The organism is Halomicrococcus gelatinilyticus, assembly GCA_024227995.1.
Lineage (GTDB): Archaea > Halobacteriota > Halobacteria > Halobacteriales > Haladaptataceae > Halomicrococcus > Halomicrococcus gelatinilyticus.
In genome coordinates, this window is record CP100465.1 from 2011469 (window position 1) to 2036550 (window position 25082).

At 68.0% G+C, this 25082-nt stretch carries 26 protein-coding genes and 1 tRNA gene; 14 read left to right on the forward strand and 13 right to left on the reverse strand.

All coding sequences use genetic code 11. The annotated features are described in order from the left end of the window. Positions 1-27: 27 nt before the first annotated feature. From pth2 to NKT36_RS10580, 4 genes are all read left to right on the forward strand, one after another. On the forward strand, positions 28-366 hold the full coding sequence (pth2, locus tag NKT36_RS10565) for a peptidyl-tRNA hydrolase Pth2 (RefSeq protein ID WP_327051009.1): 339 nt from the start codon (positions 28-30) through the stop codon (positions 364-366). A 156-nt stretch (positions 367-522) separates the two neighbouring features. Then, the gene (locus tag NKT36_RS10570) at positions 523-888 is read left to right on the forward strand and encodes a DUF7344 domain-containing protein (protein WP_327051010.1); all 366 of its coding nucleotides are present in this window, start codon (positions 523-525) and stop codon (positions 886-888) included. A gap of 77 nt (positions 889-965) precedes the next feature. Beyond that, positions 966-2324 (forward strand): tRNA pseudouridine(13) synthase TruD, encoded by a 1359-nt coding sequence (truD, locus tag NKT36_RS10575; protein ID WP_327051011.1) that lies wholly within the window; start codon positions 966-968, stop codon positions 2322-2324. Between the two features lie 194 nt (positions 2325-2518). Next, complete coding sequence (locus tag NKT36_RS10580; RefSeq protein ID WP_327051012.1) at positions 2519-3562, forward strand: phosphoribosylaminoimidazolesuccinocarboxamide synthase; 1044 nt, start codon at positions 2519-2521, stop codon at positions 3560-3562. Positions 3563-3737: 175 nt separating this feature from the next. Here the strand turns inward: NKT36_RS10580 and NKT36_RS10585 are convergent, their stop codons facing one another. Continuing rightward, a complete protein-coding gene (locus NKT36_RS10585) occupies positions 3738-6866 on the reverse strand; it encodes an adenosylcobalamin-dependent ribonucleoside-diphosphate reductase (protein WP_327051013.1) in 3129 nt (1042 codons plus the stop codon). Between the two features lie 388 nt (positions 6867-7254). Here NKT36_RS10585 and NKT36_RS10590 point away from each other — a divergent pair, with 388 nt between their 5' ends. Then, complete coding sequence (locus tag NKT36_RS10590; protein ID WP_327051014.1) at positions 7255-7425, forward strand: hypothetical protein; 171 nt, start codon at positions 7255-7257, stop codon at positions 7423-7425. Positions 7426-7434: 9 nt separating this feature from the next. On the opposite strand, the gene trpG is transcribed toward NKT36_RS10590, so the two are convergent. Genes trpG through trpD form a run of 4 tightly spaced genes read right to left on the reverse strand, consistent with a single transcriptional unit; the run spans position 7435 to position 11415 of the window. Then, a complete protein-coding gene (gene trpG, locus NKT36_RS10595; RefSeq protein ID WP_327051015.1) occupies positions 7435-8115 on the reverse strand; it encodes an anthranilate synthase component II in 681 nt (226 codons plus the stop codon). Next, positions 8112-9782: an anthranilate synthase component I gene (gene trpE, locus NKT36_RS10600; RefSeq protein WP_327051016.1), complete on the reverse strand. Its 1671-nt coding sequence runs from the start codon at positions 9780-9782 to the stop codon at positions 8112-8114. Before trpE ends, trpG begins: the two co-directional genes overlap by 4 nt. Beyond that, a complete protein-coding gene (locus NKT36_RS10605) occupies positions 9779-10414 on the reverse strand; it encodes a phosphoribosylanthranilate isomerase (RefSeq protein ID WP_327051017.1) in 636 nt (211 codons plus the stop codon). Before NKT36_RS10605 ends, trpE begins: the two co-directional genes overlap by 4 nt. Then, positions 10411-11415 (reverse strand): anthranilate phosphoribosyltransferase, encoded by a 1005-nt coding sequence (gene trpD / locus NKT36_RS10610; RefSeq protein ID WP_327051018.1) that lies wholly within the window; start codon positions 11413-11415, stop codon positions 10411-10413. Before trpD ends, NKT36_RS10605 begins: the two co-directional genes overlap by 4 nt. A 162-nt stretch (positions 11416-11577) precedes the next feature. Here trpD and NKT36_RS10615 point away from each other — a divergent pair. Beyond that, a tRNA-Val gene (locus NKT36_RS10615) sits at positions 11578-11651 on the forward strand. A gap of 208 nt (positions 11652-11859) precedes the next feature. Here NKT36_RS10615 and NKT36_RS10620 read toward each other — a convergent pair. The 3 genes from NKT36_RS10620 to NKT36_RS10630 all read right to left on the reverse strand — a co-directional run bounded on the left by NKT36_RS10620 (position 11860) and on the right by NKT36_RS10630 (position 13437). After that, on the reverse strand, positions 11860-12069 hold the full coding sequence (locus NKT36_RS10620; protein WP_327051019.1) for a hypothetical protein: 210 nt from the start codon (positions 12067-12069) through the stop codon (positions 11860-11862). 98 nt (positions 12070-12167) lie between these two features. Next, complete coding sequence (locus NKT36_RS10625; RefSeq protein ID WP_327051020.1) at positions 12168-12833, reverse strand: DUF7344 domain-containing protein; 666 nt, start codon at positions 12831-12833, stop codon at positions 12168-12170. A 298-nt stretch (positions 12834-13131) separates the two neighbouring features. Next, positions 13132-13437: a lycopene cyclase domain-containing protein gene (locus tag NKT36_RS10630; protein WP_327053387.1), complete on the reverse strand. Its 306-nt coding sequence runs from the start codon at positions 13435-13437 to the stop codon at positions 13132-13134. 135 nt (positions 13438-13572) lie between these two features. On the opposite strand from NKT36_RS10630, the gene NKT36_RS10635 reads away from it, so the two are divergent. Further along, entirely contained in the window at positions 13573-14718 is a 1146-nt protein-coding gene (locus NKT36_RS10635; RefSeq protein ID WP_327051021.1) for a CBS domain-containing protein, read from the forward strand. 85 nt (positions 14719-14803) lie between these two features. Here NKT36_RS10635 and purQ read toward each other — a convergent pair whose 3' ends face one another. Next, on the reverse strand, positions 14804-15478 hold the full coding sequence (gene purQ / locus NKT36_RS10640) for a phosphoribosylformylglycinamidine synthase I (protein ID WP_327051022.1): 675 nt from the start codon (positions 15476-15478) through the stop codon (positions 14804-14806). Next, positions 15475-15726, reverse strand: coding sequence for a phosphoribosylformylglycinamidine synthase subunit PurS (gene purS, locus NKT36_RS10645; RefSeq protein ID WP_327053388.1), 252 nt, complete (start codon positions 15724-15726; stop codon positions 15475-15477). Before purS ends, purQ begins: the two co-directional genes overlap by 4 nt. Positions 15727-15889: 163 nt before the next feature. Here purS and NKT36_RS10650 point away from each other — a divergent pair, with 163 nt between their 5' ends. After that, positions 15890-16840 (forward strand): formyltetrahydrofolate deformylase, encoded by a 951-nt coding sequence (locus tag NKT36_RS10650; RefSeq protein ID WP_327051023.1) that lies wholly within the window; start codon positions 15890-15892, stop codon positions 16838-16840. On the opposite strand, the gene NKT36_RS10655 is transcribed toward NKT36_RS10650, so the two are convergent. Both NKT36_RS10655 and NKT36_RS10660 read right to left on the reverse strand, forming a co-directional pair. Further along, complete coding sequence (locus NKT36_RS10655) at positions 16837-17259, reverse strand: hypothetical protein (RefSeq protein WP_327051024.1); 423 nt, start codon at positions 17257-17259, stop codon at positions 16837-16839. The two genes, NKT36_RS10650 and NKT36_RS10655, sit on opposite strands and share 4 nt — an antisense overlap. Positions 17260-17339: 80 nt before the next feature. Continuing rightward, positions 17340-17792 (reverse strand): DUF2240 family protein, encoded by a 453-nt coding sequence (locus tag NKT36_RS10660; protein WP_327051025.1) that lies wholly within the window; start codon positions 17790-17792, stop codon positions 17340-17342. Between the two features lie 92 nt (positions 17793-17884). On the opposite strand from NKT36_RS10660, the gene NKT36_RS10665 reads away from it, so the two are divergent. Further along, positions 17885-18259 carry a 30S ribosomal protein S8e gene (locus NKT36_RS10665; protein ID WP_327051026.1) on the forward strand — a complete coding sequence of 125 codons (375 nt, stop codon included), beginning with the start codon at positions 17885-17887 and terminating at the stop codon, positions 18257-18259. 174 nt (positions 18260-18433) lie between these two features. On the opposite strand, the gene NKT36_RS10670 is transcribed toward NKT36_RS10665, so the two are convergent. Continuing rightward, on the reverse strand, positions 18434-19429 hold the full coding sequence (locus tag NKT36_RS10670) for a phosphate uptake regulator PhoU (RefSeq protein WP_327051027.1): 996 nt from the start codon (positions 19427-19429) through the stop codon (positions 18434-18436). Positions 19430-19698: 269 nt separating this feature from the next. Here NKT36_RS10670 and NKT36_RS10675 point away from each other — a divergent pair, with 269 nt between their 5' ends. Genes NKT36_RS10675 through phoU form a run of 5 tightly spaced genes read left to right on the forward strand, consistent with a single transcriptional unit; the run spans position 19699 to position 25058 of the window. Beyond that, a complete protein-coding gene (locus tag NKT36_RS10675; RefSeq protein ID WP_327051028.1) occupies positions 19699-20799 on the forward strand; it encodes a PstS family phosphate ABC transporter substrate-binding protein in 1101 nt (366 codons plus the stop codon). Between the two features lies 1 nt (position 20800). Continuing rightward, entirely contained in the window at positions 20801-21895 is a 1095-nt protein-coding gene (pstC, locus tag NKT36_RS10680) for a phosphate ABC transporter permease subunit PstC (RefSeq protein WP_327051029.1), read from the forward strand. Then, a complete protein-coding gene (gene pstA, locus NKT36_RS10685; RefSeq protein WP_327051030.1) occupies positions 21892-23496 on the forward strand; it encodes a phosphate ABC transporter permease PstA in 1605 nt (534 codons plus the stop codon). Before pstC ends, pstA begins: the two co-directional genes overlap by 4 nt. Further along, positions 23493-24392 carry a phosphate ABC transporter ATP-binding protein PstB gene (gene pstB, locus NKT36_RS10690; RefSeq protein ID WP_327051031.1) on the forward strand — a complete coding sequence of 300 codons (900 nt, stop codon included), beginning with the start codon at positions 23493-23495 and terminating at the stop codon, positions 24390-24392. The genes pstA and pstB overlap by 4 nt, the downstream gene beginning before the upstream one ends. Then, positions 24393-25058, forward strand: coding sequence for a phosphate signaling complex protein PhoU (phoU, locus tag NKT36_RS10695; RefSeq protein ID WP_327051032.1), 666 nt, complete (start codon positions 24393-24395; stop codon positions 25056-25058). It begins immediately after the preceding gene. Positions 25059-25082: the final 24 nt, after the last annotated feature.

Below are 25082 nucleotides of genomic sequence, written 5' to 3' on the forward strand. Positions count from 1 at the left end.
GCGGCGGGGTTTCCTGCTTGAAGAAGGATGAAACAGGCAATCGTCGCACGGGCCGACCTCGGGATGGGCGAGGGGAAACTCGCCGCCCAGGTCGCTCACGCGTCGCTGTCGGCCTACGAGGACGCCGGCAGTCGGGCACGCAAACGCTGGAAGGGCGAGGGGCAGAAGAAGGTCGTCCTGCAGGCCAGCTGCGAGGACGCCGTCTTCGCGCTGGCGGAGAAGGCGAACGCCGAGGGACTGCCGAACGCGGTCGTCCGCGACGCAGGACACACGCAACTCGACCCCGGGACCGTCACCGCACTGGCGGTCGGTCCGGCGGACGACGACCTCGTGGACCGCGTCACCGGCGACCTCTCGCTGTACTGACCCGCGGCGACCCGCTCCGAACGCTTCGAGCGACCTTCACGACCGCGTTCTCCCGCAGTGTCCGTCGCCGCCGCCGTCGAACGGAAGTCGGCGCGACCGACACACGTAGGTGGAGGACTCTTGCCCGTCAACTACCTCCGTTCGAGTGAAGGTTCGATGAGCAACCAACCACACTCCCCGGTACCGTCCTCCCGCCATGGCACAGAGTCGCCGACCGACGCGCTCTTCGAGGTACTGGCGAGTCGCTACCGCCGCCTCGTTCTCGCGGAACTCGCCCGGAGCCGGACGCCGACGACCGTGCCCGAACTCGCACGTCGGGTAACGGCACAGGAGATCGGCTGCCCGGTCGCCGACGTCCCGGACGACGAGTGCGACAGCGTCGAGAGCGTGCTGTACCACGCTCACCTCCCGAAGCTGGCGGACCACGAGTTCGTCGAGTACGACCCCGAACGCGCCGTCGTCGCGTCCAGTGCCCGGACCGTCGACGCGATCCCGTTCCTCGAACTCGTCGTCGCGGAGTGAGTCGCGTGGCCCGGCGTCCGCGGCCGGCAGCGGTCGGAGCGTAGCCTTTAGTTTCCGCGGTGCGGAGTCGGTGACGGATGCGCGAGGCACACCCCATCGAGGCGGCGGTCGGCATGGAGTACTACGTCAGCGACGCCGAGGGCGTCGGCGGCCACCTCAGGGACGCGGACGCGGCGTTCCGGGTGCGCGAGATAGAGCAGTTCGACGCCGAACCGCTCGACGCCGACCCCGGGTCGTACCCCCACCTCGTCGTCAGGGCGACCCTGCGCGGGTGGGACACCAACGACTTCGCCCGCCGTCTCTCCGACGCGCTCGGCATCAGCCGCGAGCGCGTCTCGTGGGCCGGAACCAAGGACAAACACGCCGTCACGACCCAGCTCTTCAGTCTCCGGCACGTCGACCCGGCGGCGTTGCCCGACGTCAGCGACGCCGACGTCGAGGTCGTCGGACGGGCGGGCCGGGCGCTCCAGTTCGGCGACCTCGCGGGCAACGAGTTCGAGATCGTCGCCAGCGACCCCGACCGCCCGGAGAACGTCGCCGCCGTCACCGACGAACTCGCGGCGTTCGCCGGCGGCGAGTCGACGCAGGCGAACGGTGACGTGGTCCGCGACGCCGCGGTCGGCGTCCCCAACTTCTTCGGCCAGCAGCGGTTCGGGAGCCTGCGCCCCGTCACGCACGAGGTCGGCCTCCACGTGGTACGCGAGGAGTGGGAGGACGCCGTCATGGCCTACGTCGGCAACCCCTACGAGAGCGAACCCGAGGACACCCAGCAGGCGCGCCGCCGCGCCGAGGAGTGCGCGCCCGACTGGCCCGCCGTCCTCGACGCGCTCCCCCGGAAGCTGGGCTTCGAGCGCGCGATGGTCCACGAACTGGTCGAGAACGGCGGCGACGACCCCGCCGACTTCCGCGCCGCGCTGGAGACGCTGCCGACGAACCTCCAGCGCCTGCTGGTCAACGCCGCCCAGTCGTACGTCTTCAACCGGGTCCTCAGCGAGCGCCTGGAGCGAGGGCTTCCCTTCGACCGTCCCGTCGCGGGCGACGTGGTCGCGTTCGCCGAGACGGTCGACGGCTTCACGGTGCCCGACACCGACCGCCTGCAGCGCGTGACCGAGAGCCGGCTCCGGACCGTCGAGCGCCACTGCGAGCGCGGGCGGGCGTTCGTCACCGCGCCGCTGGTCGGCACCGAGACGGAACTCGCCGACGGCGAGCAGGGCGACATCGAGCGCGCCGTGCTCGCCGACCTCGGCCTCGAACCGGGGGACTTCGACCTGCCGGGCGAGTTCGACTCGACGGGGACGCGCCGCGCCGTCCTCGTCCGGACGGACCTCACTGTCACCGCCGACCCGCTCACCTTCGAATTCGCGCTCCCCTCGGGGTCGTACGCGACGACGGTCCTCCGAGAGTACCTGAAGACCGACCCGGTCGACATGGGGTGACCAGAAGACCGTCCTCGTCTGGCCGTCCGCGTCGGGCGTCCGCGTCCGGTCGCCCGCGCCTGGCCGTTCGCGTCCGTCGGTAGCGCCTCTCACACCGCCGAAAGCGCACGTTCGTGCATATCTCGCCCGTCGAACCGGCGATAGTTCAGCACGGAGATGGAAACTACTTAGTCGAGTCACGGCAACTCCCGTGCATGACGAGTGTCAAGGAGTTCCGGGTCGAACGCGAGGCGACCCCGGACTCGCTCGGGCAGGGGGCCTTCGTCTTCACCGACGACTACTCGGTGTTCGACTGGGGGAAGATGCCCGACGAGATTCCCGACAAGGGCGCGAGCCTCTGCACGATGGGCGCGTACAACTTCGAACTGCTCGAAGCGGCGGGCATCCCGACGCACTACCGCGGCGTCGTCGACAGCGAGACGCGGTGGGGCGCGGACGACGGCGAGGTCGTCCCGCTCTCGGAGGCCGAGTCGCGGCCGACCGAGATGGCCATCGACCTCACGCAGGTGCCGAACCTCCCGCGGGAGGGCCGCGACTACGACTACGAGATGTTCCACGGCGCGGCCGACGACAACTACCTCATCCCGCTGGAGGTCGTCTTCCGCAACAGCGTCCCCGTCGGGTCCAGCCTCCGGCGGCGCACCGACCCCGCGGACCACGGCCTCTCCTTCGACGAGTGGCCCGACGGCGCGGTCCAGCTAGAGGAGCCCATCGTCGAGTTCTCCACGAAGTTCGAGGAGAGCGACCGCTACCTCTCCCGCTCGGAGGCCGACCGTATCGCCGGCGTCGCGGACGTCGACGACCTCGAAGCGGTCGCTCGCGAGGTGAACCGCGTCGTCACCGAGCACGCCGCCGAGGCCGACCTCGTCCACGAGGACGGCAAGATCGAGTGTCTCTACTACGACGGCGAGATCCGCGTCGCCGACGTCGTCGGCACGTTCGACGAGAACCGCTTCACGTTCCACGGCCAGCAGGTCAGCAAGGAGTTCCTTCGGCAGTACCACAAGCGCGAACAGCCGACCTGGGCCGACGCCGTCGTCGAGGCGAAAGAGGAGGCGAAGACCAACGACGTCGCCGACTGGAAGTCGCTGTGCGACGCCACCCCGGAACCGCTCCCCGACGAGGTCGTCACCGCGGCGCGCGACCTCTACGCCGCTGGAACCAACGCCTACGTCGACCGCGAGTTCTTCGACGCGCCGTCGCTCGCCGACGCCGTGATGGCCGTCAACGACCTCTGAAGACAGCCGCGACCTGTCCTTTCCTGCCCTGCCGACCACTGCACACCGCGATGTCTTTCGGATGCGTCCGCTCCCGCCCGCACGACCGTGACGACGCGGGAGAGACGACCAGCTGACGGCGAACAGGACGGAAAACTGCCAGAAACGATTCCGGAAGACGGTCGTCGACGCTAGCCTAGGAGCACTCGCTCCAGCCGCATGACTCGCAGGTCTTGCAGCCCTCCGAGAAGTACAGCGACATCGAGCCACACTCGGGACACTCGGGGCTCTCCCCGGCGTCGATGATGCTCTGCTGGTCGCTGTCCGCTCCGTCGGTGGTCTCCTTCGTGGTCACGCCGGCGGTGGCGGTCGCGCCGCTGCCGTCGGTCTCGGGGACGCTGGCGTCCGCATCGGCCTCGTCGGCCGTCTCTTCGAGGGTCTGCTGCTGCGGGTACGCCTTCTCGACGTCGCCGTCGAGGTAGCGCTGCATCGCCGTGCCGATGGCGTCCGGGATGGAGTTGATCTGCTCGCCCTTGTCCCAGGCGACCTTCGGACTGCGGATGCCGCGGAGTTCGTTGGCGATCTCGCGCGGGTCGACGCCGCTGCGCAGCGCGGTGCTGATGGTCTTCGCCAGCGCCTCGGTGAACGAGGCCGTGAAGCCGCCGGAGTTGCCGATGTTGGCGAACAGCTCGAACGGCTGGCCCTGCGCGTCCTCGTTGATGTTGACGTAGAGCTTGCCGTAGCCGGTGTCGATGCGCTGGGTCACGCCGTGGAGCACGTCCGGGCGCGGACGCTTCTTGCCGAGTTCGACCTCGTCGGTGTCGAGGATGGCTTCGAGGTCCTCGCCCAGGGCCGCCTGGACGTCCTCGTTGTCGAGGAAGCCGTCGATGCCGCCGAAGACCTCCTCGATGGTCTCGACGATGCTCTCGGCAGCCTCGCTCTCGTCGGCGAACTCCTTGTTGTCGGCGCGCGTGGTGAGCACCTGCTTGCTGCGGGTGCCGTCCCGGTAGACGGTGACGCCCTTGCCGCCGTTATCGTAGATGTACCGGTACACCTCGTCCATGTCCTCCTTCGTCGCGGAGTTGGGGAAGTTGCAGGTCTTGCTGATGGCGGAGTCGACGCCCTCCTGGCAGGCGCACTGCACGGCGGCGTGGTCCTTGCCGGAGAGGTCGGAGGTGACGACGAACAGTTCGCCGATGGCGTTCGGGACGGTCGACAGCCCCTCGACGCCATCGAACTCGTTCGCTGCCATCTGTTCCTGAGCCTCCTCCTTGACGGCGTCGACGTCGATGTCGTTGGCCTCCAGCGTGCGGAGGAAGTAGTCGTCGAACTCGACGAGCATCTCGTCGCCCTGGACGTCGTCGGAGACGTTCTTGTAGTAGGCGACGTTGTAGATGGGTTCGCAGCCGCCGGTGGTGTTGCCGACCATCGAGGTGGTGCCGGTCGGCGCGATGGTCGTCGTGTTGTGGTTGCGCATCGGGAAGCCGTCTTCCCAGTTGTCGGCGTCGAGGCCGGTCTGGTGCTCGAACCACTCGCGGTACTCCGTCGGGTTCGCGTACTTGCTCTTGTCCCACTCGTCGAACGAGCCGCGGACCTCCGCGAGTTCGTGGGAGGTCCACTTCGACTCGTGGTTGATGTGGGTCATCAGCTGACGGGCGATCTCGTTGCCCGCCTCGCTGCCGTACTCGACGCCGAGCTGGATGTACAGCTGCGCGAGGCCCATGACGCCGAGGCCGATCTTGCGCATCTCCCGGACCTTCTGCTCGATCTTCTCGACCGGGAAGTCCGACATCGTGACGACGTTCTCGAGGAACCTGGTCCCCCACTCGATGCGGTGGTCGAACTCCTCGTAGTCGACGGCGTCGCGGAGGAAGGCGTCGACCGCCGCCTCGAAGGAGTCGTAGTCGTCGCCGTGCTCGTCGTACCAGACGCGCCAGTCGGGCGCCTCGTTGTCGGCGAGCGTCGAGAGGTTGATGTGGCCCAGGTTGCAGGCCTCGTACTCCTCAAGGGGCTGCTCGCCGCACGGGTTCGTCGCGAGGATGCGGTGGTCGGGGTGCTTCTCGACGTCGAAGGAGTGCTGCTTGTTGACGCGTTCGAGGTAGATGACGCCGGGTTCGCCGTTCTCGTGGGCACCCTCGACGATGCGGTCCCAGAGGACCTCGGCGGGGAGCGACAGCTCTTCGCCCACCTCGACGTACTCGCCGAGGCCGAACATGTCGTAGAGCTCCTTCGTGTGCTCGGTGGCGACGTGGGCCTCGCCCGTGCGCGGGTTCGTGAACGTGAACTCCTCGCCGTTCTGGAGCGCCTCCATGAAGCCGTCGGTGACGCCGACGGAGATGTTGAAGTTCGAGAGGTGGCCCTCGGCGGCGTTGCGGAGGTGCTTGGGGACGCGGCCGTCCTCGTCGATGAGTTCGCGGGCCTCCTCCAGCGCCTCCTTGAAGGAGTTGTGCGTGTAGTCGTCGGGGTCGTTGAGCCGCAGGGTCTCCGCGAGACTGACGTCCTTGTTCTTGGCGTGGATGAACTGGATGACGTCGGGGTGGGAGACGCGCATGACGCCCATCTGTGCGCCGCGCCGGGCACCGCCCTGCGCGATGGTCTCGCACATCTGGTCGTACGTGCGCATGAAGGTGATGGGGCCGGACGCGATGCCGCCCGTCGAGCCGACGGCGTCGCCGTAGGGGCGGAGCTGCCAGAACGCGTAGCCCATGCCGCCGCCGGACTGGAACACCTGGGCCGCCTCCTTGGCGGTCTGGTGGATGTCGTCGATGTCGTCGTCGGGCGAGTCGACGAAGCAGGCCGAGAGCTGCTGGAGCTCGTCGCCCGCGTTCATCAGGGTGGGGGAGTTGGGGATGAACTTGAGATTCTCCATCAGGCCGCGGAACTCCGACTCGACGGACCGGACGTGGTCCTGGATGTCGTCGGGGAGCTCCGGAACGACCGTCTCGTAGGCGAACTTGTTGACGTTGTAGATAGACAGCGCCGTCTCGGCGTCGTCGTCGGCCGTGGTGCCCGTGCCGAACACCTCGGCGGCGAGCTCGTCGCGCCGGGGGTGGTCGGGCTTGAGCTGGTCGGGCGTGACCGTAATCTCGGTGCCCTGCTTGTCGGCCTCGTACACTGCCTCCGCGAGGGCGATGTTCCGGGCGACGCGCGGGAACAGGTCCTCCTGCTCCTCGATGAGGTCGCCGTCGGCGTTCTTGCGCAGGTAGCGCGCGGGAAGGATGTTGTGGTAGGCGTTCCCCGTCAGTCGGTCCTCGAGGGTCTCGCCCCGGGTCCGCTTGACCGGTAGCGTGACCTCGTCGGCGTCCGCGTCGTGCGCGCCGCTCATGCGATCGTCACCGTCCCCGTTTCCGTGCTCTGTCTCCCGATTCTTCGTTCGGTGCGTCGGTGAACCCGTTTCATTCGTGACGGAGAATCCATCTTACCCCACCTAAATTAAGCTTACTTTCCCTGGTTCAATTCTACTTGCACTCGTGCGGAGATGGGTCTGGCGGTTCAAAATATCGCTCGACTGACCGTCGGGTGCGTCACGGTCCCCTAACCACACCTAACATCCGGAAGGTTATAAGAGTGTTCAGACCGCGGTGAAAGTGTTCGACAACGGTGAATTACCGCCTGTAACGACCGATTGACACCGCTGCGTCCCGCAGTCAGGGTCCCGCGTCAGATTCTCTCCCGCCGGTACGTTTACCCCGCAGCAGGTCGACTGTCTCGACATGCTTTCACCGCTCCTGGCGCTGAACACCACGACCGCGCTGGCCGCACTCGCCCTGCTCGCGGTGCTGTTGCTCGTCGGTCGTCTCGTCCTCAACGTCGCGTGGAAACTCGTCATGCTCGCGCTAGCCGTCACCGTCGCGCTGTACGGCTTCGGCGTTCTGGTCGGCTGACCGGCGCGCTCAACGGGTCGTCGGCGTCGCACCGTCGCGGACCGTCCCCGCCTCCACGCCGTCGACGAAGTTCGCGACGACGTCGCGTCCGTGCGCGGTCAGCACGCTCTCGGGGTGGAACTGCACGCACTCGATGGGGTGTTCGCGGTGGCGGACGCCCATCACGAGTTCCTCCTCGCCGGCGGCACCCCCGTCGTGCTCCCCGCCCGTACTTCCCTCGGTCGTGTCGTCGCCGACCGCGTGCGTCGTCGTCGCGGTCACCGCGAAGCAGTCCGGCACCTCGGTCGCCACCAGCGAGTGGTATCGACCGGCGCGGAACCCCTGCTCGATGCCGGCGAAGACGCCCCGGCCGTCGTGGTCGACGGGGAACGCCTTGCCGTGGACCGGCTCCGGCGCGCGACCGACCGTCCCGCCGTAGGCGTACACCGCCGCCTCCAGACCGAGACAGACGCCGAACGTCGGCACCTCGGTGGCGAGTTCGCGGAAGACGTCGAGGGTGACGCCGACGTCGCGCTCGTTCTTCGGGTGGCCCGGGCCGGGGCTGACGACCACGGCGTCCGGGTCGGTGTCGCGCACGTCGGCCAGCGAGGCCGTGTTCTTGAGAACCGTGGTCTCGGCGCGTTCGCTGACGTACTCGACGAGGTTGTACGTGAACGAGTCGAAGTTGTCGACGAACGTGACCCGCGTCATCGCGACACCTCCGTCGGTTCTGGGGTCGGGTCGTCGCTGGCCTCTTCCGGGACCCGCTCGATGCGCTCCAGCGCCGCGAGCACGCCGTCCATCTTCTGCTCGGTCTCCGCGAACTCGGCGGCCGGGTCGCTGTCGGCGACGACGCCCGCGCCGGCCCGGACGGTGATGCGGTCCGGAGCGTCGTCCGCGCGTTCTCCGTCGGCGTCCGCGTCGGGGTGTGCGTCCCCGGACTCGACCGTCGCGGTCCGGATGACGATGGCGACGTCGGCGTCGCCGGTCCAGGAGTAGTAGCCGACGCCGCCGCCGTAGACGCCCCGGGGCGTCCGTTCGAGGTCGTCGATGATCTCCATCGCGCGTATCTTCGGCGCGCCCGAGAGCGTCCCGGCGGGGAAGGCGGCCCGCGTCGCGTCGAAGGCGTCGGGGCCGTTCTCACCGTTCCCGTCGGCGTCCGCGAGCGTTCCGGTCACCGTGCTCTCGATGTGCTGGACGTGGCTGTACTTCAGGACGTTCATGAACTCGGGGACGCGGACGCTACCGGGTTCGCTGACGCGACGCACGTCGTTGCGCGCGAGGTCGACGAGCATCGCGTGTTCGGCGCGCTCCTTCTCGTCCGCCAGCAGTTCGCCCGCGAGTTTGCGGTCCTCCATCGGACTCGCGCCGCGCTCGCAGGTGCCGGCGATGGGGTTGGCGACCACCTCGTCGTCGCGGACCGAGACGAGCGTCTCCGGACTCGCGCCGACGACTGTCCGGTCGCCGTACCCCAGGAGGTACATGTACGGCGAGGGGTTCACCTCGCGCAGGGCGTCGTACAGCCCCAGGGGGTCGACGTCGCCGTCGAGGCGTCGCTCGCGCGAGACGACGCCCTGGTAGATGTCGCCCGCCGCGACGTGCTCTTTCGCGCGCCTGACCGCGTCCTCGTACGCCTCGCGCGGTCCGGCGTGCTCGTCGGCGGGGACGAACCCGTCGGTCTCCAGCGGTTCGGCCGCACTTCGTTCGAGTCCTTCGCGCACGCGTCCGACGTCCGCGAGCAGTTCGTCGTACACCGCCCCGGGGTCGTCGTCGGGCCAGACGACCGGGGTGAGCGACAGGGAGACCCCGTCGGCGACGTGGTCGAAGACGACCGTCGTCGTGCTCAGGACGAACTGTGCGTCCGGGAACCGCGATTCGGGTCGCTCGACGCCGCGCTCGTCGAGCCAGAGGTCGTAGACCGCGTCGTAGGCGAGGAAGCCGACGAGGCCGCCGGGGAGCGGTCCCGCGTCGTCGAACCCGCGCCGCGGCAGGTCCGGCAGCGCGCCGCGGAGTCGGTCGAGGACGTCAGCATCAGCGTCGGCGTCGTCCCCCTGTGGTCGCAGCAACTCCGCGTACCGGTCGTCGCCCAGCGCCTCGACGCGGGTCCCGTCGGGGTCGACCGTGACGACCGCCGCGGAGTCGACGCCGACGAAGGAGTGGCGGGCGTGGCGGTCGTCCGCGGTCGGGGCGAACGCCCCGTTCGGGTCGCTGGAAGCGACCTTCTCGGCGCTCTCCAGCAGGAAGTCGTACTCGTCGTCGCCGAGCGCGGCGTACGCCGCGAGCGGGTCCACGTCCACGTCGAGGTCGGTCGCGACGTGGACGACGACCGGTTCGTCTCGACCCGCCGCCCGCTCGACGAACGTCTCGCGGTCGATCATGGACTGACGATGCGTCTGGCCCGCCGTGCGTTCGCGACGAACGACCGGACGGCGTCGGCGTCCTTCTCGCCACCCGTGGCCTCGACGCCGGTCGCCACGTCGACCGCGAAGGGGTCGACGGCGTGGACCGCCTCGGCCACGTTCGCGGGGTCCAGGCCGCCGGCGAGCACGACCGGCGAGTCCAGACCGTCGACGAGGTCGCCCGCGCGCTCCCAGTCGTGGGTCTCGCCCGTGCCGCCGGTAGCGGCCGCGTCGAGCAACAGCGCGTCCGCGACGCCGTCGTAGTCCGCCGGACGCTCCGACGTGGCGTCGACGGCCCGGACGAGGTCGGCGTCCAGGGTCGAGGCGAGGAACGCGAGGTCGCCGCGGCCGGTGCCGTGGACCTGCACCGCGTCGGGGTCGACCGACCGCGCGAGTTCGACGACGCGACCGGGGTCGTCGGGCATCGTGACGAGCACCGTCGTGACGAACGGCGGGACGCTCCCGGCGAGGTCGGCGGCCCGCCCGGGCGATATCTCGCGCGGCGAGTCGACGGGGACGTCTACCAGCAGGCCGACCGCGTCGGCACCCGCGTCGACGGCCGCCTGGAGGTCGCGCTCGCTGGTGATACCGCAGACCTTCACCCGCGTCATGCGGACACCGTCCGCGTCATCGCCGCGAGCTGCTCGGCGGCGTCGCCGTCGTCGATGGCCTGCTCTGCGCGCTCGACGCCGTCCCGGAGCGACGTCGCCTCGCCGGCGACGTAGACGGCGGCCCCGGCGTTGGCGACGACGATGTCGCGCTTCGCCCCGCGGACGTCGCCCTCGACGATGCCGCGCAGGTCCGCGGCGTTCGCCTCGGGCGTGCCGCCGGCGACCGCCGTGACGTCGTGGCGGTCGACGCCCAGGTCCTCCGGCTCGAGCCGGTACTCCTCGACCGACTCGCCGTCGACCTCGGCGACGGTCGTCTCGCCGTGGACGGCGATCTCGTCCATGCCGTCGCCGTGGACGACCAGCGCGCGCCCGACGTCCATCTTCGCCAGCGAGCGCGCGAGCACGGGGACGAGGTCGGGGTCGTAGACGCCGACGACCTGCGCGTCCGCGCCGGCCGGGTTCGTCAGCGGGCCGAGCACGTTGAACACGGTCCGCATCCCCAGCTCCTGGCGCGGGCCGATGACGGCCTTCATCGCGGGGTGGAACACGGTTGCGAGCATGAAGCCGATACCCTGCTCCTCGATGGCGCGTTCGACGGCGGGCGGTTCGGCGTCGATGGTGACCCCGACCTCCTCCAGCACGTCGGCGCTGCCCGACGAGGAGGAGACGGAGTAGTTGCCGTGCTTCGCGACGGGGACGCCCGCGCCGCTGGCGACGATGGCGGCCGTCGTGGACACGTTGATGGTGTCGTAGTCGTCGCCGCCCGTGCCGCAGGTGTCGACGAGCGGTTCGCGGTCGGGGTCGATGGTCCGCGCTGCCGCGCGCATCCCCCGGGCGAATCCGGCAATCTCTGTCTCCGTCTCGCCCTTCGAGCGCAGGGCGGAGAGCAGCGCCCCGATCTGGGCGTCGGTCGCGCCCTCGAACACCTCGCTGGCCGCGTCCTGCGCTTCGCCGAGGGTGAGGTCCTGTCCGTCCGCCACGCGTTCGATGTGAGCCTTCATGCTGGAACACCAGTGTACTGTTTCGGGTTACAATGAACAACATAGTACACTGACTTAAATCTGCTGGGTGGAGAAACGCCATCGAACCAACAGCCTGCGGTCGATTCCGAAACCTTCAATTATCCCTGCCGCCAACGATGAGATGCGTTCGAGAAGCCGACTGGGTTTGTGGTCTAGTTGGTTATGACACCTCCTTGACATGGAGGAGGCCGGCAGTTCAAATCTGCCCAAACCCACTCGTTCTGTGCCGAACGAACTCGTGAGGCACGAATCTGTCGTTTGGCAGTTTGAACTAGACGAGACGAACGCCCGCGAACGAAGTGAGCAGGAACGTCTCGGCGCAGTTCAAATCTGCCCAAACCCACTTTCCTTCCGCGAACTACACGGCGAGCCATCCGTGCTGCCGTGATTCGACCCTTGCGTCAACTGCGCTCGACGGAACGGCTACTGTCCAGCCGTGTTCCTCTCGCGCCTCCGGCGGACGACGACTATCACGAGGACGACGAGACTGGCCGCGACGTAGAGTACGCCGGCGACCCAGACGCCGATCAGTTCGGCGATGCCGACGAGGTACGGGACCACGAGCAGGACGGGCACGAGTCGCTGCCGTCGCTCGATCCGGTCGAGCCGGCCCCGGAGCGCGGATTCGTCCATCCGGTGACGGAACGGAACGTGGTCCTAAACTCGTTCCTCTGTAACGTGTCGCGTCCGTCGAGCCCCGAGAACTGCCAGAAGTCACCGTGGAGTCGCGCCTAGCGGTCCTCGAGGTCGGGCGTCTGTGCGCCCATCCCCGGCGCGTTCCGTGCTTCCACCGTGTGCGCGATGGCGATCAGCGTGAACCCGGCGGCGAGGATGCCCGCGAGGAGGAGACCGGCCAGTCCGTTGAACGGGGGCACCCCGAGGGCCGCCGCGACGATGGCCGCGACCCCGACGCCAGCAAGCGCCAGGTAGCGGCGGCACCAGGTGATGTCGTCGCGGGCGTCCATCTCGAGGTAGGGGTCGATCTGTTCGGCCGCGGTCGACAGCTCCACGATGCCACGGTTCTGGTTGTAGTCCACGATGCCTGCGTCGTCCAGTTTCGGTAGATGGGACTGGTAGAGAGCAGTGTAGACTCGTTTTCGTTCGGCGGCCGAGATCGCGTCGACGGTCGTGTCGTTCTCCCACGCCGCCACCTGCTCGGCGAGGTCGCTCAACTGGACCGTACCGTCGACGCTCTTCAGATAGTGGAGCGCGTACCGACGGCGCTGGTTCTTCAGAACGTCGAACACCATGTCCCGCGAGAGGAGCTCGGCTTCCGAATCGGGTGCTCCGTCGGAGTCGAGAATGTCGGAGACGTGCTCGGCCATCCCGGACTTCTCCCCGTCTGTTTCGTCGTGATCGTCGCTGCCTGCACCGGAGGAGTCGCCGATAGTACTCATTACTATGCCACCCCAAGCTCGTAACCCAGCATGGATTCGAACATTACCGGGTTTAGCCTTTGTTATTCACCATTTACCGGTCGGAAACTTACCATTACCGGAAACCGCAGCCCCGTCGTACCGCCGCGCCGTCTCGCGGTAACGGCTCCTTACCGTTCGAAAACGCCGGTCTGGACCGTGGGCGGTTCCGGGTCGAGTGCGACCGCATCCTCCGTCCTGTTCGTGCCGGATGGGTGAGCTCGGTGGCGTCCGGGGCCGGTGTGTTCTTCCGGGGTCGGTCGACGTGGTCCGGTTCGTCTCACTCCCCCCGGTGGAGGTTCTCGTGGACGCCGACGACGAGCGCGGGGACGACTATCATGAACAGGTGCTCCTCGACGGGGATGCCGAGCAGTTCCACGCCGGTCCGGAGCCGTATGGCGAACACGCCGATGGCGAGCGTGTACCAGTCCCAGACGTAGGCGACCGGGTAGAGGACGAGAATGGTCTTGCCGGCGCGCTCGACGGCGTCGGCGCGGATCAGCAGCGCCAGCGCGACGCCCCCGAACGCTATCTCGGAGGCGAGATACGTGTACGGACCGAACCACGCGCCGACGTCGGGGAGCAGACCGGCGATGTCGGGCGGAAGGCTAGCGATGGTAGACGGCACGGCGGAACGTACGCGGCGGGACGGCAAAAGTCTCCAGAAATGCGGGAATTGCGACAAAGTTCAAGAGCGAGGAGCGCCTCGTTCAAAACGAAGATGGATATCTCTACCATTGCGACCACGGACTACTACGAGATCGAGGCCGAGGAACGTCTTGGAAAGGCCCGTTCGACGTTCGAGGAACATAATCCGAAAGGCATCATCGTCACCGAGGCCGGCGACTACGAAGGTGTCATCACGCAGAAACAGCTCCTGCAGTCTCACATCGAGGACCACACGAAGGTGTCGACGCTCACCAAGCCCGCGCCGAAGATCGGTCGCGACGCAGACGTCCGTGACGTCGCCCGCGAACTCGTCGAGGGCGGGACCAAGGTCGCACCTGTCTTCGAGGACGACGGCACTCTCTGGGGCATCGTCGACGAGGACATGATCCTCGATGGCGTCCTCGACAACCTCGACGCGCTCACCGTCGAGCAAATATACACCGAGGACCCCATCTCGGTGCCCGAGAGCGCGACGCTCGGCCGCGTCATCAACCTGATGCGAGAGCACGGCATCTCGCGACTGCCCGTCGTCGACGACGACGGCTTCCTCACCGGCGTCGTCACGACCCACGACGTCGTCGATTTCGTCACCCGCAACGTCGAGAAGTCGACGGAAGGCGAACGAACCGGCGACAACGACCGGATGCTCGACCTGCCGGTCTACGACGTGATGACGTCGCCCGCCTCGACGACGTCCCTGTCCGACACCGTCGAGGACGCCGTCCGTCGCATGCTGGAGGAGGACTACGCCGGCCTCGTCGTGACGCCCGAGGACGACGACCGCGTCGTCGGCGGCGTCATCACCAAGACGGACGTGCTCCGCGCGCTGACGTTCACCGAGGAGGACCACATGGACGTCCAGATCACCAACGTCAGCCTGCTGGACACCATCTCCCGCCAGCACATCCGCGAGAGCATCGAGGAGATCACCGACAAGTACCAGAAGATGCAGGTGCGCCACGCCCACGTCCGCTTCCACGAGCACAAGGAGAAGCTCCGGGGCACGCCGCTCATCCAGGCGAAGATCCGCCTCCGGACGAACCGCGGCCAGGTCGCCGGCTCCGGCGAGGGATACGGCGCCGAGCAGGCGTTCAGCGTCGCCCGCGACACCCTCGAACGCAACGTCCTCGAACTGAAAGGCCTCGAGAGCGACCGCGAGTACGAGGGCCAGCTCCTCCGGAAGCTGGGAGAACTGTAACGCGAACGACGGCGGGAACGAACCGCGACGGCGACCGCTCGCCGTCGTCCGATATTTTCTGCGAAAAACGAGAGCGAGCGCCGAGTTACTCGAACGCCGCCAGCACGCCCTGGCCGTCGGTGTTCCCGATGTCGGGCAGCGACGCGCGCTCGGGGTGGGGCATCATCACCGCGACGTCCTCCGTCTCGCCGAGGATACCCGCGACGTTGCCCTTCGACCCGTTGGGGTTCGCCGCGTCGGTGACGTTGCCGTCCTCGTCGCAGTAGCGGAAGAGGATGCGGTCCTCCGTCTCCAGTTCCGTCAGCTTCTCGTCGGTTATCTCGAACCGGCCCTCGCCGTGCGCGATGGGGACCTCGACGACCTCGCCCTCGTCGTAGGCCTCGGTCCACGGCGTGTCGGCGTTCTCGACCCGGAGGTGGACGGGTTCGCACTGGAAGCGGGCGCTCCGGTTTGTGGTGAACGCGCCCGGGGTCAGCCCAGACTCGCAGCCGACCTGTGCGCCGTTGCAGACGCCCAGCAGCGGGACGCCCGACTCGACGGCGTCGCGGATCTCGGCCATCACGGGGGAGTTGGCGGCGATGGCGCCCGCGCGGAGGTAGTCGCCGTAGGAGAACCCGCCGGGGAGCATCACGCCGGAGACGTCGTCCGGCAGGCCGTCCTCGTGCCAGACGATCTCGGCGTCCACGCCGAGGTGGTCGAGTGCGCGCTCGGCGTCGCGGTCGCAGTTGCTGCCGCCGAACTGGACGATTGCAACTGTCATTTCTGTTCGACGTCGACGGCGTAGTCGTGGATGGTCGGGTTGGCGAGCAGTCGCTCGGCCATCTCGTCGGCGCGCTCGGCAGCCGCCTCGGCGTCGGCCGCGTCGAGGTCGATCTCGAACTCGTCGGCCGAGCGCAGCGCCTCCAGTTCGAAGCCGAGGCGCTCCAGCGCCCGCCGGGTGGTCTCTGCCTCGGGGTCGAGGACCCCCGACTTGAGTCGGACGGTCACCGTCGCGGTGTAGGCAGTCATCATCCGTTGGTGGTCGTCCATGCTCAAAAGCTCTTTTGGAACGACTGCGTTATCCACGAACGTGGATACGGCCGGGGAGTGTTGCGCCTGACCGAACGCTTATCTCCGGACGCGGTCATCCCCGACGGTACATGGTAGGCCCCCGACAGCGGCCGGTGGAACGATGACAGCCCGCGACCTGACCGAGATAACCGTCGTCGGCGAGGACGACACCGGACTGATCGCTCGCGTCACCACCCTGCTCTTCGAGCACGGCGTCAACATCGAGGACGTCGACCAGGCGGTCCGCGACGGACTGTTCCGGATGACGATGCACGTCGACGCGACCAACGCCGACGCCAGCGAGCACCGCCTCCGGCGCGAACTGGCGGAACTCGGGGACGACCTCGGCGTCGACGTCCGGGTCCGGTTCCCCGCGGACCGCGACGCCCGCCAGCTCGCGGTGCTGGTCACCCGGGAGTCCCACTGCCTGCAGCGACTCCTCGACGCGCGGGAGGCGGGCGAACTCGACGCGGAGATCGGCGTCGTCATCGGCAACCACGACGACCTCCGGCCGCTGGCCGAGCGTCACGGCATCCCGTTCCACGACGTCGGCGACGAGGACGGCAGCCACGACGAGGAGCGCTTGCTCGAACTGCTGGACGACTACGACACCGACCTCGTCGTCCTCGCGCGGTTCATGCGCATCCTCAGCCCGAAGGTGGTCTTCCGCTACGAGGGGCGCATCGTCAACATCCACCCCAGTCTCCTGCCGGCGTTCCCCGGCGCGAAGGCCTACCGGCAGGCGAAGGAGGCCGGCGTCCGCGTCGCGGGCGTCACCGCCCACTACGTCACGACCGACCTCGACCAGGGCCCCATCGTCACCCAGCGCGCGTTCGACGTCCCGGACGGCGCGAGCGTCGACGACATCCGGGAGCGCGGCCAGCCCCTGGAGGCCGACGCGCTGCTGGAAGCGGTCCGATTGCACCTCAACGGCGACGTCGCGGTCCACCGCGGCCGCACCGAACTGCGCGACCCCGGCCGCGAGTACCAGCTCGGCCTCTCCGACGTGGCCGACGCCGCGACGCCCGACCATCCCGTGGACGGCGAAGTCGAGATGACGAGCGACGACTAGAACTCTGCTTCGACCGCGGCGGCGACGGCCGGCACGACGCGTTTGACCTCTGCACCGCTCTCGACGAACACGAGCACCCGTGGCGGCGTCACCGCCTTCGGCCGGACGCGCAGGCCGGCGTCGCTCGCGGCTTCCTCGACGGCGTCGACGCCCGTCGCGAACTCGACGTGCGCCCGGTCAGGGTGGACGTGGACGCTGCCGAGAATCTCCTCGCTCCCGTCGTCGTCGCTCTCCCCGCCGGTGCCGTCTTCGCCTCGCAGTGCTATCTCGTACGCCAGCGCGCCGTCGACGGTCGGCTCCACGTCGTCGTCGGCGTTCACGACGGCGAGGCGGTCCAGTGGTGGGTCCTCCCGGCCGTCGAGTTCGGACGCAAGGAGTTCGGCGATGCGCGTGCCGTCCGTGATTCGGTCCTCGACCATACCGGGCGTTGGCGCGGCCGGCGCTTAGGCCTCCCGTCTCGCGGTCGGACCCGCACGGAGAACGGCGGTGCCGCCGGCGGTCACTCGTCGGCCTTCAGTTCGTCGAGCGCGGCCGTCGCCTCCTCGTGCACGTCGAGGTCGCGCCGGCGGGCGTAGACGACCGCGGCGGCCTCCACGGTCAGCCCGAGTTCCTGCTGGAGTTCGTTGACTTCGGCGACTGCGGTCTGCTTGTCGGTGCCCGCGGAGACGACCTGGTCGAGGACCTTCTCGAACGTCGACTGCTCGCGGAGCAGGCTCTCGTCCGGGACGAACTCCTCGGGGACCGACACGTCGCTCGGGTCGAACTCGGCGACGAGGTCGCCGTCCTCGCGCGCGAGCAGCCCCTGGCTCGTCGCGACGTCGACGAGGCGCTTGGCCTGGTCCGGCGAGAACCAGTCGCGGTCCAGCGACAGCGCGACGACGTACTCGCTCTCGCTCATCCGCTCGCTGCCGGTCTGTCGGAACGGTGCTGCGACCGCTATCCGCAGGCTCATCGTCCCGCCGTCCCGCCCGCGGCGGCCTAAATCTGCCGATGTCGGCCGCCCGAATCGAGTCATTGAAGTACGACGTACACGACCTGCCGTACATGAAAGACCAGGGAGGCTCCACGCGCAAGCGGACCGGCGGCCGACTGAAGCCGCTCCACAAGAAGAAAAAGCACGAGCTCGGTCGCGAGCCGACGGAGACGCAGGTCGGCGACCCCGACTTCCGCACCATCGACGCGCGCGGCAACACGGAGAAGACCCGTGCGCTCACGACGAACGTGGTCAACGTCACCGACGACGGCGAGACGGTCAGCGCCACCATCGAGGACGTCGTCGAGAACGACGCGAACCCCAACTACGCCCGCCGGAACATCATCACCAAGGGCGCCGTCATCGAGACGAGCGAGGGCCGCGCCCGCGTCACGTCGCGTCCCGGCCAGACCGGTCAGGTCAACGCCGTCGCCGTCGAGGAGTAACTGGTTCTCCGCCGCGCCCGTTCGGGCGTGCCGAACCGTTCTACACGCCGACGAGCGACTGCTGTCCCGTTCCGTGGTCACGCTGTCGACGACTCTATCGGGAGCAGACGCGACTACGGCCGGTCGGAGAAACGGCGGGTGCCGGAAAAGGGCCGGGAGGGCGTCCTGGCCGACTCAGGGGTGCGGTGCCGCCTTCTGCATCGCGGTCTCGGCGATGTTGCCGCCGTAGTCGGCGCAGCGGGAGAGGGAGTCGACGACGAGCCGGAGGAGCTGGGCCTGCTCGGCGTCGAGTTCCCGGACGACGTCGCTGACGTGGCGGTTCTGGCGGTCGAGTTCGCGCACCCGTTCGCGAGCGTCGTTGGCGAGCTCGGTCGCCTCGTCGCCGTCGTCCTCGAACAGCGCGTCCATCGCCATGTCGACGACCTCGGTGGCGTCAGCGTGGAGTTCGTCCAGCGCGTCGCAGGCCTCCTCGGGCACCTCGTCGAGGTCCAGCGCGATGTGGGCGATCTTGGCCGCGTGGTCGGCGATGCGCTCCAGCTGACGGGCGCTGGAGTGGAAGTCGAAACACGTCTCGCGCGGGACGCCGATGTCGATGGCGGCGCTGGGGTTCCGCAGCGCCGAGCGGAACACGCGCGAGACCATGAACCAGAGGCGGTCGACGTCGTCGTCGCGCTCGATGACGTCGTTGGCGAGGTCGTCGTCGTCCTCCTTGAGCGCGGTCAGCGCGTCCTCCAGCATCGTCAGAGCGACGAGCCGGATGCGCGTGACGGCGTTGTGGATGGACAGCTCCGAGGAGTCGAGCAGGTCCTGGAGGACGACCCGGTCGCCGGTCTCCTCGATGACTTCCAGGCCGACGAGTCCCTGCGTGGCGTCGCGGATGGTGCGGCGCTGGTCGGCACTCACGCGCGGCGTCTCGAGGCTGATGACGTCGAAGCCGCTCACGTACAGCGTGAAGACGGTCCGGGTGAGGTTGGCCCCCTCCAGTCCCGTGATGTCGAACGACCCCTCGATGGTGTCGTCGGCCGTGCGCGGCGACAGTAGCATCGAGTCGCCCTCGGGGTGGAACTCGACCCTGCTTCCCGCTTCGATACCGTTCTCGTTCGCCCAGGACTTGGGAATCGAGACCGTGTACGTGGACCCGCCCGTCACCTGCACCTTCCGGGTTTCCATGGCCGAGGTTCGTGAACGTTGGACTATAAAAGTACCTGTATCTATATATCGGCGAGAACGGACACGTTGGGGCCCGGAAAATCAAGCGATGTTTGGAGAGAATTCAGGATATACTGTCGATTACTTTAGCTTCCCTGCCGTACGGTGCGTTAGATTACGGGACTTTCACCGGGTGTCCCGCCGTCTATCCATCCCGATATGCATGACTACGTACGTCTATATAGATATAATAGAAGGGTATTTACTCATTCTTCGGCAAATCGGGAACGATGCGTGATAGTCCTCTAGACCGTCGGAAAGTGCTACTGGCGAGCGGGGCGGCGGCGGCGTCGCTCGCGGGCTGTCTCAGTACGAACTCGACCCCGCCGGGTGACGCGGGGTCGGACTCCGACGGGTCCGGAAACGACGACACGAGCGACGGGGGGAACAGCGTTCGACCACTCAGCGCCGGCGGCTCCTCGACGGTGTACCCCATCGTCAGCGGTGCCGCGTCCGTCTGGAAGGCGAACCGACCGGCCGGCGACGAGGATTACTGGCAGCCGAGCGAGTACGGCATCCAGACCGACGAGAACCTCGCGGAGTACTGGGGTGGCCTGTACGGTTTCGACGACGGGTCCGGTGCTCCGTTCGACGTGACCGTCGGCCTCAGCCACTCCGGCACCGGCATCAAGAAGCTGAAGAACGGCCAGACGGACATCGCCAACGCCAGCGCGCCGGTGTCGGCCGAACTCCCGGAAGCCGACGAGTCGACGCTGGAGAAGTTCGCGAACCACGTCGTCGGCGTGGACGCCCAGCCCATCGTCGTCAGCAAGGAGATCTACGACGCCGGCGTCACGAAGCTCACCGCCGAGCAGGTGCGGAAGATCTACGAGGGCCAGATAACGAGCTGGTCGGAGATCGACTCCTACAGCGGCCCCGACAGGGCGATCCAGGCGGTCGGCCGCGCCGAGGGTTCCGGCACCGACACCGCGTTCCGGTCGAACCTGCTGGGCGACTCGAAGGCACCGATGCCCGGCCTCGACGTCCGCAAGGGACAGAATCAGAAGGTGAAGTCGCTGGTCGAGAAGTCCGACAACGCCATCGCCTACATGGCCCTGGCGTTCGTCGGCGGCGACGTCGAGACGATCGCGCTGTCGTTCGACGGCACCGAGTACGTCCCGGGCGAGAACCTGGCCGACGAGGACTATCCACTGTCGCGCGACCTCCACTGCTACACGTGGGAGGGTACCTCGAAGAAGGAGGCGGCCTTCCTGCGACTGATACTCTCGGACTACGGACAGCAGAACTTCGTCGAACCGGAGGGCTACTCGAAGCTCACGAAAGAACGCCAGAAGAACCAGATCGACAAACTCCCCGACCCAGAGCGGTGACATGCTGAGCAACGTACTTCAGGCGAGCGGCTTCGGCGGTTTCGTCGAGAACACCGACCGCCGAACGAAGGCGACGAGCGCCGTCGTCGTCTTCGCCGTCCTGGCGATGGTCACGTCGTTCCTCGCCAGCCCCGGACTGCTCGCGTTCCCCACGCTCCTGTTTTTCGCCGCGGTCGCCTACGGCTGGGTGACCGACCAGGAGACGACGGCGAAGCTCCTGATGTTCCTGATGACGGTGTCGACGATCCTCGTTCTCGGACTCATCATCGTCTATCTCATCTCGCGGGCGCTCCCGGTGTTCGAACTGATGGGGCTGGACCTCGTGTTGAAGACCGACGTCGCCGGAGCGAGCTCCAGCAACCCGGACCTCTGGGACCCGACGAGCGACCTCTACTCGCTCGTGCCGATGATCTGGGGCACGCTGGTGACGACGTTCATCGCGATGCTCATCGCCGCCCCCGTCGGCGTCGCCGGCGCGGTGTTCATCAGCGAGATCGCACCCCCGTGGGCGCGGGAGATACTCAAACCGAGCGTCGAGACGCTCGCCGGCATCCCCTCCATCGTGTACGGGCTGCTCGGGTACACCATCCTCAACTCGTACGTGTTCGAGGAGTTCCAGACCCCGACGTTCGGGAGCCTGTTCCTGGTCGGGACCGTCATCGGCGCGATGGCGCTCCCGACGGTGGTCTCGGTCGCCGAGGACGCCATCTCCAGCGTCCCCGAACCGATGAAGAGCGGGGCGCTCGCGCTCGGCGCGACCGACTGGCAGACCATCAAGACCGTCACCATCCCGGCGTCGTTCTCCGGCATCTCCGCCGCCGTCCTGCTCGGCGTCGGCCGCGCGATGGGCGAGACGATGGCCGCGACGGTCATCATCGGCCACTCGCAGAAGCTCCCGGACCCGCTGTACGACGTCTTCGGTAACACCGAGACGCTGACGACGCTCATCGCCAGCCAGTACGGGAACGCGACGCCCACGCAGCTGTCGGCACTGTTCGCCGCCGGCGTCGTGCTGTTCGTCACCGTCCTCGTCCTGAGCGTGGCGTCGCAACTCATCGAACGTCGCATGAAGCGCAAGCTGGGTGGGAAAGAATGAGCTACGAGAACGCGGTACTGGTCGAGGACGAATCGTCGTCGATGGAACAGGCTGCGGCCGGTCTCGTCGGCCTCAGCCTCCTCTCGATGATACTCGGCTGGACGACGCTGTTCCAGTGGACGACCGCGACGGGGACGCTGTTCGGCGTCGCCCTCTTCGACCTGTTCGGCGTCGCGCTGACGCTGAACGGACTGGGCATCGTCGCGCTCGGCGCCGTCTCCGCCGCCGGCATGGCCGAGACGACGCCGAGCGACTCCGCCGGGCTCCTCACCGGTGCGCTGTTCGGTCTCGTCGGCCTCGCCGCCGGCGGGCTCGTCGCCTCGCAGACGTTCGGCCTCGGACTCGTCGGCTGGGTCGTCGTCGCGCTGCTCGCCGGATTCGGCGTCGCGGCGGTGACGGTCCTCCCGCGCGAGGACGTCGGGTCGACGCTCCCGACCGGCGCGCTCTCGGCGCTCGTCGGCCTGCTCGTCCTCGGCGGCGTGTTCACGCCCGGGTGGACGTGGTCGCCGAACGACTTCTCGGCGACGTTCGGCGGCGACGTCGTCGTGCCCCTGCTCGTGGTCTTCGTCGGCCTCGTGAGTGCGTGGGGTGCGGCGAAGGCCCACGAGGGCTTCGGCACGCGCGGCCGCCAGACCGGCGCCTACCTGCTCATCGGGATGACCGCGGTCGCCATGCTGGCCGTCCTCCTGCTGCTCATCGGCCAGGTCCTGAAGAACGGCTGGGGACCGCTCACGCAGAAGGTCAAGTTCGGGCTGTTCACGGAGCCGATGTTCTGGTTCCACATGCCGGTCCTCGACGAGTACGTCATCCTGGAGGCACCCGGCGTCTGGTTCCACTGGCCGTTCACCATGACGGGCGAGACGCTCGGCGAGGAGACGGTCAACGGCGTCGCGCCGGCCATCGCCGGCACCTTCTGGCTGGTGCTCGGCGCGGTCGTGTTCTCCGTCCCGCTGGGCGTCGGTGCCGCGGTGTTCCTCACCGAGTACTCCGCGAACGAGGCGTTCACCAGTGCCGTCGAGATCGCGACCAACGGCCTCTGGAGCACGCCGAGCATCGTCTACGGCCTGTTCGGCTACGCGTTCCTGGTGCCGCGGCTCGGCAACCAGTCCACGCTGCTCGCCGGCCAGCTCGTGCTCGGGTTCATGATGCTGCCGCTGGTGCTCATCACCAGCTACGAGGCCATCAAGACGGTGCCCGACGAGTACCGCGACGCGAGCGCGGCCCTCGGAGTCACCAAGTGGGAGACCATCAAGAGCGTCGTACTGCCGGCGGCGATGCCGGGCATCATCACCGGCAGCATCCTCGGCGTCGGTCGCATCGCGGGCGAGACGGCACCCATCATGCTGGTCGCGACCATCAACAACGTCCCGGCACCGGAGGTGCTCGGGTCGTTCCAGTTCACGACGGGCGCTCCGTTCGTCGAGAACACCGCACTGCTCCAGTCGATCAACGCGCTCCCCTACGAGGTGTACTCGAACATCACGCAGGGCGAGACGGCACACGCGTGGGGGACCGCGCTGATGCTGCTGATAGTCGTGCTGTCGTTCTACGCGGTCGGCATCTCGATGCGCATCTACTTCCGGAGGAAACTACAGCAATGAGCAACGCACAACCATCCACGGCGAGTACGGAACCGTCACAGACCACCAGCGGCGAGAGCGCGGAGGAGATCCGCGAGGAGTGGACCGACTACGCGTTCGCGGGCGAGCCGAAGATCTCCGTCGAAGACCTCGACGTCCACTACGGCGACGACCACGCGCTCCAGAGCGTCTCGATGGACATCCCCGAGGAGAGCGTCACCGCGCTCATCGGGCCGTCCGGCTGCGGGAAGTCGACGTACCTGCGGTGTCTCAACCGGATGAACGACCGGATCAAGAGCGCGCGCGTCGACGGGTCGGTGGAGATCGACGGCGAGGAGATCTACCAGGAGAACGCCAACCTCGTCGAGTTGCGCAAGCGCGTCGGCATGGTGTTCCAGTCGCCGAACCCGTTCCCGAAGTCGATCCGCGACAACATCACCTACGGCCCGCGCAAGCACGGCGACCTCGACAGCGGGCTGTTGGCGTCGCTGCTCGGCCGCAGCACCGACGAGAAGGAAGACGAACTGGTCGAGCGGTCGCTGAAGCAGGCGGCGCTCTGGGAGGAGGTCAACGACCGCCTCGACGACAACGCACTCGGGCTGTCGGGCGGCCAGCAACAGCGGCTCTGCATCGGCCGCTGTCTCGCCGTCGACCCCGAGGTCATCCTCATGGACGAGCCCGCGAGCGCGCTCGACCCCATCGCCACCGCCAAGATCGAGGAACTCATCCAGGAACTCGCGGAGGACTACACGGTGGTCGTCGTCACGCACAACATGCAGCAGGCGGCCCGCATCAGCGACCAGACGGCGGTGTTCCTCACCGGCGGCGAACTCGCGGAGTACGGCGAGACCGAACAGATCTTCGAGGACCCCAACAGCCAGCGCGTCGAGGACTACATCACCGGCAAGTTCGGATAGATGGTCCGGGACGGCTTCGACGACGAGCTGGCGGCGCTGCGCGCGGACGTCGTCGAGATGGGCGACGTCGTCGTCGAGCGCCTGGAGACGGCGCTGATGGCGCTGGAGGAGCGCGACGCGGCGCTGGCCCGCGAGGTGGTCGACGGCGACGACGAGATCAACGAACTGTACCTCGACCTCGAGAGCGACTGCATCGATCTGTTCGCGCTCCAGCAGCCGCTCGCCGGCGACCTGCGGTTCGTCGCCGCGTCGTTCAAGATCCTCACCGACCTCGAACGCATCGCGGACCTGGCGGTCAACGTCGGCTCGTACACGCTCGCGCGGGACCACGAACTCGTCCCCGACGTCGACCTGCTCCAGATCGGCGAACTCGCCGTCGAGATGGTCGAGGACGCGCTGGCGGCCTACGCCGAGGAGGACGCCGACGCCTGCGTCGCGGTGGCCGACCGCGACGACGAACTCGACGCCCTCTGTGAGCGCGTCGGCGAACTCGTCGTCCGCCACCTCACGTCCACCGACGACGACCCGACGACGGAGTGGCTGTTCACCGAGGTGACGAAGCTGTTGCTGACCGTCCGCGACATCGAGCGCGTCGGCGACCACGCCGTCAACGTCGCCGCGCGCACGCTGTACCTCATCGACAACGACCCCGATCTGCTGTACTGACGGCGCTTCCTCCGGGGTTCGTCC